General features: G+C 68.6%; 16 protein-coding genes and 1 tRNA gene. 6 read left to right on the top strand and 11 right to left on the bottom strand.

Annotated elements, in window-relative coordinates:
• Positions 1-119 precede the first annotated feature (119 nt).
• Entirely contained in the window at positions 120-947 is an 828-nt protein-coding gene (locus ACSDR0_RS20295; RefSeq protein WP_435290414.1) for a hypothetical protein, read from the top strand.
• An 81-nt stretch (positions 948-1028) separates the two neighbouring features.
• Here the strand turns inward: ACSDR0_RS20295 and ACSDR0_RS20300 are convergent.
• Positions 1029-1102: transfer RNA gene (locus ACSDR0_RS20300), tRNA-Lys, on the bottom strand.
• Positions 1103-1369: 267 nt separating this feature from the next.
• Between ACSDR0_RS20300 and ACSDR0_RS20305 the strand changes: the two genes are divergently transcribed.
• Entirely contained in the window at positions 1370-1741 is a 372-nt protein-coding gene (locus tag ACSDR0_RS20305; protein ID WP_435290415.1) for a PRC-barrel domain containing protein, read from the top strand.
• A gap of 125 nt (positions 1742-1866) precedes the next feature.
• Here ACSDR0_RS20305 and ACSDR0_RS20310 read toward each other — a convergent pair whose 3' ends face one another.
• The gene (locus ACSDR0_RS20310) at positions 1867-2466 is read right to left on the bottom strand and encodes a nucleotidyltransferase family protein (RefSeq protein WP_435290416.1); all 600 of its coding nucleotides are present in this window, start codon (positions 2464-2466) and stop codon (positions 1867-1869) included.
• 66 nt (positions 2467-2532) lie between these two features.
• On the opposite strand from ACSDR0_RS20310, the gene ACSDR0_RS20315 reads away from it, so the two are divergent.
• Positions 2533-3045: a DUF6328 family protein gene (locus tag ACSDR0_RS20315; protein WP_435290417.1), complete on the top strand. Its 513-nt coding sequence runs from the start codon at positions 2533-2535 to the stop codon at positions 3043-3045.
• Positions 3046-3067: 22 nt separating this feature from the next.
• A complete protein-coding gene (locus tag ACSDR0_RS20320; RefSeq protein WP_184719841.1) occupies positions 3068-3217 on the top strand; it encodes a GPGG-motif small membrane protein in 150 nt (49 codons plus the stop codon).
• Positions 3218-3619: 402 nt separating this feature from the next.
• Here the strand turns inward: ACSDR0_RS20320 and ACSDR0_RS20325 are convergent, their stop codons facing one another.
• Both ACSDR0_RS20325 and ACSDR0_RS20330 read right to left on the bottom strand, forming a co-directional pair.
• Complete coding sequence (locus tag ACSDR0_RS20325) at positions 3620-4333, bottom strand: metallophosphoesterase family protein (RefSeq protein WP_435290418.1); 714 nt, start codon at positions 4331-4333, stop codon at positions 3620-3622.
• Positions 4330-4575, bottom strand: coding sequence for a BON domain-containing protein (locus tag ACSDR0_RS20330; RefSeq protein WP_435290419.1), 246 nt, complete (start codon positions 4573-4575; stop codon positions 4330-4332). The genes ACSDR0_RS20325 and ACSDR0_RS20330 overlap by 4 nt, the downstream gene beginning before the upstream one ends.
• Positions 4576-4720: 145 nt before the next feature.
• Between ACSDR0_RS20330 and ACSDR0_RS20335 the strand changes: the two genes are divergently transcribed.
• Complete coding sequence (locus tag ACSDR0_RS20335; RefSeq protein ID WP_435290420.1) at positions 4721-5968, top strand: glycosyltransferase; 1248 nt, start codon at positions 4721-4723, stop codon at positions 5966-5968.
• A 105-nt stretch (positions 5969-6073) separates the two neighbouring features.
• Here the strand turns inward: ACSDR0_RS20335 and ACSDR0_RS20340 are convergent, their stop codons facing one another.
• The 7 genes from ACSDR0_RS20340 to ACSDR0_RS20370 all read right to left on the bottom strand — a co-directional run bounded on the left by ACSDR0_RS20340 (position 6074) and on the right by ACSDR0_RS20370 (position 11296).
• Positions 6074-6325 carry a DUF4235 domain-containing protein gene (locus tag ACSDR0_RS20340; RefSeq protein ID WP_435290421.1) on the bottom strand — a complete coding sequence of 84 codons (252 nt, stop codon included), beginning with the start codon at positions 6323-6325 and terminating at the stop codon, positions 6074-6076.
• 127 nt (positions 6326-6452) lie between these two features.
• Complete coding sequence (locus ACSDR0_RS20345) at positions 6453-6719, bottom strand: DUF6458 family protein (RefSeq protein WP_435290422.1); 267 nt, start codon at positions 6717-6719, stop codon at positions 6453-6455.
• A 229-nt stretch (positions 6720-6948) separates the two neighbouring features.
• Positions 6949-7785, bottom strand: a complete 837-nt coding sequence (locus ACSDR0_RS20350; protein WP_435290423.1) for a MetQ/NlpA family ABC transporter substrate-binding protein — start codon at positions 7783-7785, stop codon at positions 6949-6951.
• Between the two features lie 71 nt (positions 7786-7856).
• Positions 7857-8624: a DUF305 domain-containing protein gene (locus tag ACSDR0_RS20355; protein WP_435290424.1), complete on the bottom strand. Its 768-nt coding sequence runs from the start codon at positions 8622-8624 to the stop codon at positions 7857-7859.
• A gap of 87 nt (positions 8625-8711) precedes the next feature.
• Positions 8712-9575 carry a lytic polysaccharide monooxygenase auxiliary activity family 9 protein gene (locus ACSDR0_RS20360; RefSeq protein WP_435290425.1) on the bottom strand — a complete coding sequence of 288 codons (864 nt, stop codon included), beginning with the start codon at positions 9573-9575 and terminating at the stop codon, positions 8712-8714.
• A gap of 120 nt (positions 9576-9695) precedes the next feature.
• Positions 9696-10607 (bottom strand): NADP-dependent oxidoreductase, encoded by a 912-nt coding sequence (locus ACSDR0_RS20365; RefSeq protein ID WP_435290426.1) that lies wholly within the window; start codon positions 10605-10607, stop codon positions 9696-9698.
• A gap of 236 nt (positions 10608-10843) precedes the next feature.
• Positions 10844-11296 (bottom strand): NUDIX hydrolase, encoded by a 453-nt coding sequence (locus ACSDR0_RS20370; RefSeq protein WP_435290427.1) that lies wholly within the window; start codon positions 11294-11296, stop codon positions 10844-10846.
• Positions 11297-11671: 375 nt separating this feature from the next.
• On the opposite strand from ACSDR0_RS20370, the gene ACSDR0_RS20375 reads away from it, so the two are divergent.
• Positions 11672-12229, top strand: a complete 558-nt coding sequence (locus ACSDR0_RS20375) for a DUF402 domain-containing protein (protein ID WP_435290428.1) — start codon at positions 11672-11674, stop codon at positions 12227-12229.
• Position 12230 lies beyond the last annotated feature (1 nt).

Below are 12230 nucleotides of genomic sequence, written 5' to 3' on the forward strand. Positions count from 1 at the left end.
TAAGTACCCCGCCGCACGCGCGGGAGCGAAGGGCCGCGCGAATCGGACCCGTGGTGTCAACCGAACACCCTTATCCCCCGTCTCCCCTTATGCCCCATCTGTCGTAAGCAGGAGGCGACGTGCGTGTTCGCTCGGTTCTCTCAGTCGCCGCCCTGGCCGCGAGCCTGGTCCTCCTCTGGCAACCCCTTCCCTCCTTCGCGGGGCAGGGCTCGGCCGTCGCGGCCGACATCGTGAAGTACGAGTGCACCACCGACGGCGTGGCCGAGAAGCAGACCATCGAGATCGACATCGAGATGACGGTGCCGGCCACCGCCACCACGGGACAGCAGTTCACGATCGGCTGGCAGGGCACCTACACCGGCACCGGGCTGACGGCGCCCGCCGCGGGACTGCCCGAGGGCACCAAGCTGTACGCGTACGCCTCCATCAGCAAACTTCCCGGGCTGACCTCCGCCACCGGGGTGGGCACCCTCGACACGGTCAGCGCGGGTCAGCCCATCCCGCTGCCGGCGGCCCAGATCGCGCTCGCGACCACCTCGAACAATCCGGGCACCGCGGCGGTGAAGCCCGCCGCCATCAACTTCGGGACCCTGCCCACCAACCCGCTGATCGAGTGCGAGTCCCTGAACAAGGACACCCTGAAGACCTATCCCCTCACCGTCGCCGCGGGCGGCCAGGGGACCGACCCCGACCCCACGGACACCGCCACGCAGCCCATCGGCGAGACCGCGCCGGACGAGGAGACCGAGACGGACGAGACTCCGCAGGACACGAACGGCGAGATCGCCGAGACACCGGCCGGAGGGGCCGACACCGGCGGTGGCGGCGAGAGCGGGCCCGACGGGCGGGCACTCGTGCTCACCGGCTCCCTGGTCACCCTCGGCGCCGTCTCCGGGCTGCTGTGGCGCCGTCGCGGCGCCAGGGTGGCCGTGGGCCCGCGAGCCTGATCCCGGGACCGCGCCCACCGGGGCGGAATGCCGAAAGGCCGTTGGTCTGTGTGATCACACAGACCAACGGCCTTTTCGAAGTGCGCCGCCAGGGACTCGAACCCCGGACCCGCTGATTAAGAGTCAGCTGCTCTAACCAACTGAGCTAGCGGCGCTTGACCTCGACAAGCCTACCGGACCCGGCGCTGTGGTCCGTACATGAGCCGATATATGGGCATCAGAAGCACCGGGCGGCGAGAATCCGCGCCGGGCCGGGCGGACGCGGGCGGGGTGAACCCTCGTGGTGACCTGGCACTACGGGCGGAAACAGAGTGGAGCGAACAGTGTTCCATACCGGCTGACTTGGGAAGATGCCGTTTAGGGCTCCTAGCTCGGGTACGTGATCGGAGCCCGGAGTATCAAGTCAAGGGAGATGTTCAACCATGCAGCCTGAGCTCTGGAACTATCGAGCCGATGTGTACGACCAGGACAGGACACTCGACATCGCCGGGTACCACGTCGAGGCCACCGACGGGAAGATCGGCTCGGTCGACGAGGCGACCTACGAGGTGGGCGAGAGCTATCTCGTCATCGACACAGGCCCGTGGATCTTCGGCAAGAAGGTCCTCCTGCCCGCGAGCACGGTGACGCAGATCGACCCGCAGGAGAAGAAGATCTACATCGCGCGCACCAAGCAGGAGATCAAGGAAGCTCCCGAATTCGACGAGTCGAACTTCAGGGACCCCGCGTATCGCGACCGTATCGGCGAGTACTACGGCCGCTTCCCCTTCGGTGGCGGACCCGGCAACTTCTGATCCAGCGCTTTCTGATCCGGAATCTTCTGATCCGGAACCCTCCGCCCCCGGGACACCGGACGAGATGACGCGAAGGGGCCCCGCCATCCGGCGGGGCCCCTTCGCATTTCCCTAGCGGTCGCGTTTCACGGCCAGGTCGGGTCGCCCGAGGAGTCGATGGGACCGGGAATGACGTCGAGACGCTGGAGGAGGATGAGAAAGGTGGAGGCGTAGGGGGAGTCCTGCACGACGGCGGCGACGCGGTCCCAGTCGACCTGCTCACGCAGGGCACGGATCTGGGGCAGCAGGGAGCCGTAGTCGCAGCTGTGCTCGGAGAGCGGCAACAGCCACGAGACGACCAGGTCGGTGGCCTCCAGGACGGGCAGGATCACCGCCGAGGCCTTCAAAGGCTCCGCACGCTTCAGCAGTTCGGGCGTGACCGGGTGGTCGCAGATCGAGAAAATCAGGTCCACCAGTTTGCCGTCGTCGAAGGCCTTGACCAGCCAGTCCTCCGGCGGCTGTCTGGACGTCTCGAATCCCAGCTTGCCCAGCGCCTCGAGCGCGAGCGGCACGTCCTCCTGGGGGAGGACGAAGTCGACGTCGTGGAGCGAGGGGGCGGCTCCCCGCGCGTAGGCCGCACAACCTCCGGCGAGCGCGAACCTGACGTCCGCCTCCTTCAGCCCGCTGCTCGCCCGCTTCAGCGTTTCCAGGATCGCGTCAGTGACCTCATGACTGTGACTTCCCATAGTCCACGCGTACCCCATAACTTCCCAGGTAGGCATGTCAAACCTTTGCTTGGGTAAAGGACGCGCATGATTCACCCTGAACACGTACAAAAGGAACATCCCGAACCCGGTGAGACACAGAAAGAGCGGGTTGACCGCGAACTCGGCGAGTTGTTACAGGGCCTGCGCGTCGCCGTCACCGGCGTGCAGGTGCTGTTCGCCTTCCTGTTCAGCCTTCCGTTCGCGGCGGGCTTCAACAAAGTGGACTCCCTGGGGCGCTGGCTCTTCTTCATCGCCCTGCTGAGCGCGGCCGTCGCGTCCGTCTGCTTCATCACCCCCGCGGCCCAGCACCGCCTGCTGTTCAGGACCGGGCTGAAGGAGAAGATGCTGCACCGCGCCAACGCGCTCGGCATAGCGGGGGCCGCCGGGCTCGCGGTCGCGATGACGAGCTCGGTCGCCCTGGTCGCGGAGACGGTTCTCAACGCCTGGCCCGCGGCGGTATTCGCCGGGGTCGTCGCCCTTTTGAGCGCCTGGCTGTGGTTCATCCAGCCGATAGTTGATCTATACAGAACCAAGGATGATGAAGATGTTAAGTCGTGAATTGTGAGGGCAGAGGCCGGTTATGGCTACCTTGCTTTGGATCATCGCAGTTGTCCTCGTCATCTCCGGGATCTACGTCATCCTGGCCCGTCGCGACCTGCTCTGGGGGATCGTCCTGATCGTCCTCGGCTTCCTCGTCGGCCCCGGGGGCGTCAGCATCTTCAATGTGTGACGCGAGCCTCGCGCTCGCGGTAGCACGAACCGGTGCGAGCCCAGCGCTCGCACACCGCCCAGGTGCGGGCCACACGACCCGCACACCGCTCCGTACGGCCTGACGTCCGTACGCCGTCTGTGCGGGCCCGAGGCCGGCACGCTTCTCGACACGGGTGTCACGCTCGCGAGAACGTAAAAACGTAAGCGCCCCGAACTCCCACAGAAGACTCGCGGGCCGGGTATTCCCCGGCCCGCTTCTTCATGTCCGAGACACGTCCGCGGCATGTTGACGCACATCCGAGGCACATCCGCGGCCTCTCCTCCGGCTTTCCGTCTTTTCCGGCTTTCCGGTTCCTTCGGCTTCGCCGACGCTGGACCCGGCGTCGGGTCCAGCGCGTCAGCGTCGTCAACGTCGTCAGTGTCAGAGGAGATACACACCGTACGCCCGGCCCAGCACCGGCAGTGCCACGTTGCGCACCCGGATGCCGCCCGGCGTGACGCCCTTCTCCGTACCGGAGTGGGCGTGGCCGTGGATGATCAGGTCTGCGCCCTCGGCGTCGACCGCCTCGGCCAGCAGGTAGCTGCCGAGGAAGGGATAGATCTCCAGCGGCTCCCCGCTGAGGGTGTCCTTGACCGGCGAGTAGTGGGACAGCACGACCGTGCGGTCGGCCTGCAGCTCCTTCAGCGCCACCCGCCAGCGGTCGGCGATCCGCTTGGTGTGCCCGACGAACGCCTTGATCTCCGGCTCGCCGAAGTCGCTGGCGCACTTGCCCGCGTACCCCCCGCCGAAGCCCTTGCCGCCGACCACCCCGAGCCGCACCCCGTCGACGTCGAGCACCGTCGCGTCGTCGTGCAGGACCTCGATCCCGGTGTCGCGCAGCAGGGCGGCGATCTCGGCGGGCTTGTCGGAGTGGTGATCGTGGTTGCCGAGCACGGCCACCACCGGGATCGACAGGTCGCGGAACTCGTCCGCCACGACCCGCGCCTCCTCCAGGGTGCCGTGCCTGGTCAGGTCTCCGGCGAGCAGCAGGACGTCGGCCTTCTTCTCGATGTCGTGAAGGTGCTCGCGATAGCTTCCTCGGCGGCTCTCGTCCAGGTGTACGTCCCCGACCGCCGCGATCCGCACGTCTCTCACAGTCTCTCCTCACCCATCGGGTCCCGTACGTCCACGATGTCGATCTCGTTGTGGACGTCCAGCCCGGGGGCCGCCTCACCGGCCACCTGCGCGATCAGCTCGCGGCGTTCGGGGCCGATGACCTGGCCGCGCAGGTAGAGCTGATCACCTCTGATGTCCACCCGGATGCCGAGTTCCGTGGTTCTCTCGTCCTCGGCGAGCGCGCGCTGCACGCGCGCCGCGACGTACTGGGGAGCCTCCATCGTCGAACTCCTTTCCGTCCAAAACTGCTCGCCTTCCCGTGAATCCCAAGGTCAAACACGTTTAAAGTCCCCGGTCAGGGCAGGGGAGAACGCCATGCCCAGGACGCAGGCACGCCTGCCTCGCATACCGGCGGGAGTCGTGCCTATGAAGATCGCGATGGTTTCCGAGCATGCCAGTCCCCTCGCCACCGTCGGCGGAGCCGACGCCGGGGGTCAGAACGTCCATGTCGCCGCCCTGTCCCTCGCGCTCGCCGCGCGCGGGCACGAGGTGACCGTTTACACCCGCAGGGAGTGCCCCTCCCAGCCCGAGGAGACCTCCCTGGCCCCCGGGGTCACCGTGGTCCACGTCCCGGCCGGACCGGCCATGACCCTGGCCAAGGACGACCTGCTCCCCTGGATCCCGGACTTCGGCCGGTGGCTCGCCAGGCGGTGGAGCGCCGTGCCACCGGACATGGTCCACAGCCACTTCTGGATGAGCGGCCTGGCCGCTCTCGCCGCCGCGAGGGACGCCGCGGTCCCCATCGTGCACACCTTCCACGCCCTCGGTACGGTCAAGCGCCGTCACCAGGGCACCGCCGACTCCAGCCCTCGCGAGCGCCTCAAGATCGAGGCGATGGTCGCCTGCCACGTGGACGCGGTCGTCGCGACCTGCGCCGACGAGGTGGCGGAACTGCGCCGGATGCGCGTGCCCCGGCACCGGACGAGGGTGGTGCCCTGCGGCGTCGACGTGAGCTCCTTCACCCCTTCCGGCCCGAGGAGGGACTTCGGGCCGGGCCCCGTCCTGCTCGCCGTCGGCCGTCCCGTCCCCCGCAAGGGCGTGGACACCACGATCCACGCCCTCGCCCGCATTCCCGGCGCCACCCTGGTCATCGCGGGTGGCGACCTGGACGACCCCGAGGTGGACCGGCTCTCGCGGGTGGCCGCGAGGTGCGGCGTGGCGGACCGCGTCAGGTTCCTCGGCAGGGTGGACAGGGAGAACATCCCCATCCTGATGCGCTCGGCGGACGTCGTGGTCAGCATGCCCTGGTACGAACCGTTCGGCATCGTGCCGCTGGAGGCCATGGCCTGCGGCGTGCCGGTGGTCGCGTCCGCGGTGGGCGGGCACCTGGACACCGTCGTCCCCGAGGTCACCGGCCTGCTGCTCCCGCCGCGCGAGCCACACGCGCTGGGCGGCGCGCTGCGCCGGCTCCTCGCCGCGCCGTCCGTGCTCGCGGCCTACGGCGCCGCGGCCGTCGCGCGGGCACGGTCCCGCTACGACTGGCACCGGATCGCCGCCCAGACCACCGCCGTGTACGCGGAGGTGCTCTCCTCCCGCGTCCCGGCGCGGCACGCGGAGAGTGTCCGCGGCGCCCTCGGTGCCCGCGTTGCCCACTCGTGCCCCGGAGCCGCCTGACGGTTCTTTCCCACCCCGGACGCGCCAAGGCCCCCGACCCCTTGAACATAAGGGGATCGGGGGCCTTCAGGCATGAGGCCGGTCGCCTGCGGCGACCTCACGGGGCTACTTGCCGGTGGCTCTGTGGATGCTCCGGGCCGCGGAACGGTCGATCGCGGCCTTGACCACGCCGAAGATGGCGCCCTGGATCGCCGACGCCACGAGGATCTCGCCCCAGCCGTACTCGTCCGACGTCGCCTGGGGGGCGTCGTCCTTGCCCGACGCGAGCTTCCAGACCTGCTTGAAGATGACCCCGGCGATCGCGCCGCCGAGCATTCCGCTCACGGCGCTCGCACCGCGGGATACGACTCTGCTCACGTCCTGTGCCCTCCGTTCGCGTTTCCTGAAAAGCACGCCTACCCGTAGGAACCGGTCCCTAACGGATCCGGAGCGGCGGGCGGTACCCGCCTGAGGTCGCGGCTCCCCGGCGGGAGAGGTCCGCGGGTCACACCACCGGAGGGTCGTTGTAGTGACGCTCCTGGTAGGTGCGACGCTGGACGACCGGGTCCTCGACCACGGTGGTGGCCGTGGCGTCCGGCACCGCCCGGCGGGCGAGGCTCAGCCGGTACACGGCGAACAGAAGCCACGCGAGACCGCCGATCATCAGGATGACACCGACGATGTTGATGTCGAATCCGGCGATGTCGAATTCGACCGCCCACGTGAGAATGGCGCCGAGCATAATGAGAACGATGCCGCCTGCGATGGTCATGGGATCTCCTCCTTCGAGCCAACGCACCACCATCTATCCCCCACACGGATCTCAAACGTCACCTGAGGGACGTAGATCCGGGCCTCGGCCTCCCACACGTCGTCACAGGCCCGTGGGCCTCGAAAAGCCGCCACAGAAAACTCGGGCCGCGTCCCCGCGAAATGGGCGGGGACGCGGCCCGAGGGCGTGGCGTCGGAGGCGGTGAACCGCCGGACGGGTCACCGGCCGGTTACTCGGCGGGCAGGACCGCGCCCTTGTACCTGTCCTCGATGAACTTCTTGACCTCGGGACCACGGAGGATCTCGGCGAGCTTCTTCACGCGGGGGTCCTCCACCTTGGCCGGGACGGTGACCAGGCCGTTGGCGTACGGGTTGCCCTCGCCCTTCTCCAGGATCAGGGAGTCGGTGGCGGGCTGCAGGCCGGCCTCCAGGGCGTAGTTGCCGTTGATGATCGCGGCGTCCACGTCCTCCAGGGAACGGGGCAGCTGGGCCGCCTCAAGGGGCTTGAACTCCAGCTCCTTGGGGTTGTTCGCGACGTCGCGCTCGGTGGCCTTGACGCCGACGCCCTCCTTGAGGGTGATCACGCCGTTGTCGGCCAGGAGCTTGAGCGAGCGTCCGAGGTTGCTCGCGTCGTTGGGCAGTGCCACCTGGGCGCCCTGGGCGAGCTCGGAGACGTTCTTGATCTTCTTGGAGTACAGGCCGAGCGGCTCGATGTGCACCGGGGCGACCCAGCTCAGCTTGATGTCCTTGCCCTTGGAGAACTCCTCCAGGTACGGGATGTGCTGGAAGTAGTTCGCGTCCAGGTTGCCCTCGTCGAGCTGGGTGTTGGGCTGGACGTAGTCGGTGAACTCGACGATCTCCAGGTTCAGCCCGGCCTTGGCGGCGAGGTTGTCCTTGACGTACTTGAGCACCTCACCGTGGGGCACGGGGTTGACCCCGACCCTGAGCGGGGCGTCGGCCTTCGGCGTGCCAACGGCGGGCTGGGCCGTGTCGGTGGACGTCCCCCCGCACGCGGCCAGGGTTCCGGCCAGGATCAATCCGGCCACTACCCCAAAGATCTTGCGCATGACTCTCCCCTTAATTCCCCTTATATCAAGTAGGAAATATATCTCACAAAAGGGAGTGACAGGACAAATCCTTACTGACCACGCAGGGCCAGCATCTGCGCGATCTGCGCCGTACGCGAGACGTCGACGCGCTTGGCCATCTCCGTGACCTGGGCGTGCAGCCCGGTCGCAACCTCCACTTTGGCCATCTGGGTGGCGTCGTCCTGCTGGGCGATCAGCATGTCGAGAAACCTCCGCTCGAACTCGGCCGGTGGGGCGGCGATCAGCGCCGCCATCTCCTCCTCGCTCACCCCGGGCATCCCGCCGTGGGCGGCGTGCTCGTCGTCCTTCGCGGTCGCGGGCTGCCCCCAGGCGTTCAGCAGGCCGGACATCGAGGCGGACTCGCGCTCCTGGGTCACGCCGATCGCCTCGGCGAGTTCCTTGACCTCGGGGCGGACCTGCCGCTCGCGCACCAGCCGTACCAGCCGTACCCCCTGGGTGTTGTGGGGCACCATCATCTGCAGGAACATCACGTCGGGGGGGTTGAAGGCGACTCCCGCGGCGGTCCCCATCGGCGGGGCGGGCGAGGGGCTGGGCAGTCCCGCACCGGCGCCGTGCGCCGAGTGGTCGGAACCGTGGCCGCCCTGTCCTGAGCCCTGTTCCGAATCCTGTCCCGAGCCGCTGTTCGCGCCGTGATCAGTGCCCTGGGCGGGGGCGGGGGACGTTGCCTGGACCGGAGCGCCGTGCGCTCCATGACCGGCCGGACCTCCACGGAGTTCCTGGATGCTGTCGGCGCCACAGCCGGAGAGCAGGAATATTCCCAGGACGACCGTCGGGACCACCGGAACCGCACGCTTCATGACGAACTCCTCGATTCTCGGGAGGTTCTCGGGAGACCACGGGCCCGGCCGGGGTGGCGGCGGCCACCCCGGCCGGATTTCACCGGGTCAGAGACGTCGCCACAGGGCCGGGACGTTCGGCGGCTCCCAGCCGGCCAGCGCGGTGTGCGCCTGCAGGCACTGGTAGGTCACGCCGCCGTAGGTCACCGTGGCGCCAACCCCGTAGGCGGTGCCCGCCTTCCAGGTGCCGCCCGGCTGGCTCGTCGGGGTCGGGGTGGGTGTCGGGGTCGGGTTCACCGTCGGAGTCACCGTCGGGGTCGGCGAGGGGCTGGGGTTGCTACCGCCGAAGTTCACGTCGGAACAGGTGTAGAAGGCCTCGGTGCTGCCCACGATGCGCTGCCAGATCGAGAAGATGAGCTGGCGGCCGCTCCGCTGCGGGAGGTTGATCGTCCAGTTGGTGAACTGGGTGGGGTTCTGGTTGTTGAAGGTCCTGATGTGCTCCAGGTCCGACCAGCGCAGCGGCTGGGTGGGGCTCCAGCTCTGCTTGGTGATGTAGAACTCGAAGTTGCTGTTCGCGTGCGGCGCGGTCGCGTGGTACGTGACCGTCAGCGGTCCCGGGGAGACCGAAGTGGCCGGCCAGTCGTTCCTGGTGAGGTTGAGGCCGCGATACTTGTCCCGTCCGGCGCCGCACAGCTGGCCGTCGGGGATGATCTGGCGGTGGTTGCCGCCGGCCTCGAGCCGGGACACCTCGTGCCAGTCGTAGAACGCCTGGGTGCCCCCGGCCGCGACGGCCGCCTTGCACGCCTCCGACTTGGGGGTCTCCGGGCCTTCCGTCTTGCAGACGTAGGCCCGGCTGGGCGGGTTCGACATGGACCCGTGGGCGACCGCCGCGGTGGACGGCAGCAGGGCGAACAGGGACCCTACGCTGATCGCGGCGGCGGTACCGGTGGCCAGCTTGTGTCGCAGATGCACGTGGACTCCTCCTGGAGCGAGAAATGGGAGGCAGGACTGTCCAACGAGCCGACGGATAGCACGTTATTAACAAGAAACCTTACTAAGAGTTCCGGCCATAAGACCAGTGATACGGCCATATCAGTCCATGACCAGCACGACCTTGCCCCGTCCGTGCCCGGTGGCGACCTCGCGGTGGGCGTCCGCGGCCCGCTCCAGCGGGTAGGTCCGGCGTACCGGGAAGACGAGTCCGCCCTCGGCGTACAGGGCGGCGAGCTCGGCCAGGCGGGACGCCAGCCGCACTCCCCTGGTCAGCTGCACCCCCAGCTCGGCGGCCCTGCCGTGCTCGACGAGCGTGACAATACGCTCCCCCTTCACCAGCTGCAGGGAGACCTCCAGCGCCTCGCCGCCCGCGCCGTCCAGGACCATGTCCACCCCGCCGGGGGCGAGGGCGCGCACCCGCTCCAGCAGGCCCTCGCCGTACGTGACGGGGATCGCGCCGAGCTCGCGCAGGTAGTCGTGGTTCTCCTCGCGGGCCGTGCCGATCACCGTGGCCGCCCCCCAGAGCCGGGCGAGCTGGACCGCCGCCGTGCCGACCGAACCCGCGGCGGCGTGGACCAGGACCGTGTCGCCCTCCCCCACCCCGAGCTGCCGCAGCGCGATGTGGGCGGTCTGGGTCCCGGCGGTGAACCCGCCCGCCACGTCCCAGGGCATGTTCGCGGGCTTGGGCGTGACGTTCTCCGCGGGCACGACCACGTACTCGGCGTAGGAGCTCAGCAGGTTGAAGCCCAGGACCTCGGCACCGACGGAGATCCCGTCCACCCCCGCGCCCACCTGGTCGACCACCCCGGCGAACTCGTTGCCCGGCACGCGGGGCAGCTCACCGCCGACCCCCTCGGGGGTCCACCCCTGCCGGACGGCCAGGTCGAACGGCTGCACGCCCGCGGCCCTGATCCGCACCCGCACCTGCCCCTCACCCGCCTCGGGCGTCGGAAGCTCCGCCACCCGCAACACCTCGGGCCCGCCGAACTCGAAAAAAGCAGCTGCCTTCACAGGATTCCCCTTCGCTCGTGTACACCGCAGCCCAGCCTGCGACCTCAACCACGATTGAGGTCAAATCACGTGCTCCGGGTCCTGGTGTGAAAGGGCCGTCGTGCGCGGTGACCGGCAACGGTGGGAGCCCGCGCCGGGTGGTTCGCGGATGAGCGCGCCTCGTCCATGACGAGAGCCGGCCGGGGAGACTGCACCCCGTCTCCCGGCCGGACCGTTTCGGCACCGAACCGAGCCGATCAGCCCGGGGAGCCCTTGGGCCAGACGGCCGCGTAGGGCGCCCCCTGCCGATACCGCTCGACCCCGGCCGCCGTGTACGGGTAGGTGTTGGACGGAAGCCGATCAAGGGGAAACCATTCGATGCGCGCGCACTTGTGCGGCTCGGCGTTGACCGGTTCCCCCTCCCACGACGTGGCCTCGAAGAAGACACCCATCCGGGCCTGCCCCCCGGGGGCGCGGAAGTGGCACAGATGCACGAACCGCAGATCCTCGACGCCCAGCGTGATGCCGACCTCCTCCAACGCCTCCCGGGCGACGGCCTCGTCAATCGTCTCGCCCTCCTCCAGGTGCCCGGAGGGGAGGTTCCACTGGCCGTCGGCGTAGCCGGTGTTCTGACGCTGCGCGAGGAGCACCTTGCCGTCGCGGACCAGGATCAGCATGGCGTCCACAACCGTTCGATACCGCGTCGTCATGGTGTTCCTCCCCTGGTGGCGGCCCGCCTTTCGGCTGGTCACACTAACGCCGGGAGCAGCTTCCTCTCGGTCGGTCGCGTGGAAATCCACCTGCTCGATGTCATGGCAGGTGACCTTCCCAGGGCAGGTCAGGCTCGCTCGGCGCGCTGTGGTTCACGCCGGACATGTCGAAGCCGTACGGGCGACCGGATGGCGCTCGGCCTTATCGCCGGGAATCGCGGGGGCGACCGCGGCCACCATTGCCTGTTGCGATGCGGCCGTGCGAGAAGTCGCCGTATTCATGACATCACCGCAGGCCAAAAGATTTACCGAGCTCCGAAGGCTCGCGTTCTCTTCGGTGTCCGATAGCGCCCGCCTGCATGGCACCATGCGCCCATGACGGTCCCCGCAGCAGTCCGCTTCCCCAGCGGCGCCACAGCGATCCGGCGCGATACCTACGACGGCAGGGTGTGGACGGCCTCACCCCACCGGGTCATCCACGACACCGGCCACGAACTCGCCCTGGCCTACTGGCCCGGCATCCAGAGTCTCGCTCCAACCACGTGGATCGACTGGTTGCGAACCGGTGACACCGCATCACGCGACGCGGCGATCACCACCCTCGCCGCACGACGATGGGAGCTGGGCCACTGGACGTGGCGGGACACCATCTGGCTCAGCCTCGTCGACCGGCACGCGTTCTTCAGCGTCAACCTGTTCTTCGGCCAAGATCACTGCCTGGACCGCTGGTACATCAACTTTCAACGCCCTTACCGGCGCACCCTCAACAGGATCGACACCTTCGATCTGTTCCTCGATCTGGTCGTGGAACCCGACCTGTCGCGGTGGACCTGGAAGGACGAGAAGGCCGGGCGCCACGTGTGTGACGCCCGGCCTCACGGTCGGATCCGGTTGACGGGGTCACCCGCCGCCGGGGTTACCGATTACCGATAGG

The sequence above is a fragment of the Streptosporangium sp. G11 genome (assembly GCF_051192615.1).
Taxonomy (GTDB): Bacteria; Actinomycetota; Actinomycetes; order Streptosporangiales; family Streptosporangiaceae; genus Streptosporangium.

Coding starts and splice junctions, on each gene's coding strand:
- ACSDR0_RS20305 (WP_435290415.1), top strand. CDS start 1,370: ATGCAGCCTGAGCTCTGGAACTATCGAGCCGATGTGTACGACCAGGAC.
- ACSDR0_RS20310 (WP_435290416.1), bottom strand. CDS start 2,466: ATGGGAAGTCACAGTCATGAGGTCACTGACGCGATCCTGGAAACGCTG.
- ACSDR0_RS20315 (WP_435290417.1), top strand. CDS start 2,533: ATGATTCACCCTGAACACGTACAAAAGGAACATCCCGAACCCGGTGAG.
- ACSDR0_RS20320 (WP_184719841.1), top strand. CDS start 3,068: ATGGCTACCTTGCTTTGGATCATCGCAGTTGTCCTCGTCATCTCCGGG.
- ACSDR0_RS20330 (WP_435290419.1), bottom strand. CDS start 4,575: ATGGAGGCTCCCCAGTACGTCGCGGCGCGCGTGCAGCGCGCGCTCGCC.
- ACSDR0_RS20335 (WP_435290420.1), top strand. CDS start 4,721: ATGAAGATCGCGATGGTTTCCGAGCATGCCAGTCCCCTCGCCACCGTC.
- ACSDR0_RS20345 (WP_435290422.1), bottom strand. CDS start 6,719: ATGACCATCGCAGGCGGCATCGTTCTCATTATGCTCGGCGCCATTCTC.
- ACSDR0_RS20350 (WP_435290423.1), bottom strand. CDS start 7,785: ATGCGCAAGATCTTTGGGGTAGTGGCCGGATTGATCCTGGCCGGAACC.
- ACSDR0_RS20355 (WP_435290424.1), bottom strand. CDS start 8,624: ATGAAGCGTGCGGTTCCGGTGGTCCCGACGGTCGTCCTGGGAATATTC.
- ACSDR0_RS20370 (WP_435290427.1), bottom strand. CDS start 11,296: ATGACGACGCGGTATCGAACGGTTGTGGACGCCATGCTGATCCTGGTC.
- ACSDR0_RS20375 (WP_435290428.1), top strand. CDS start 11,672: ATGACGGTCCCCGCAGCAGTCCGCTTCCCCAGCGGCGCCACAGCGATC.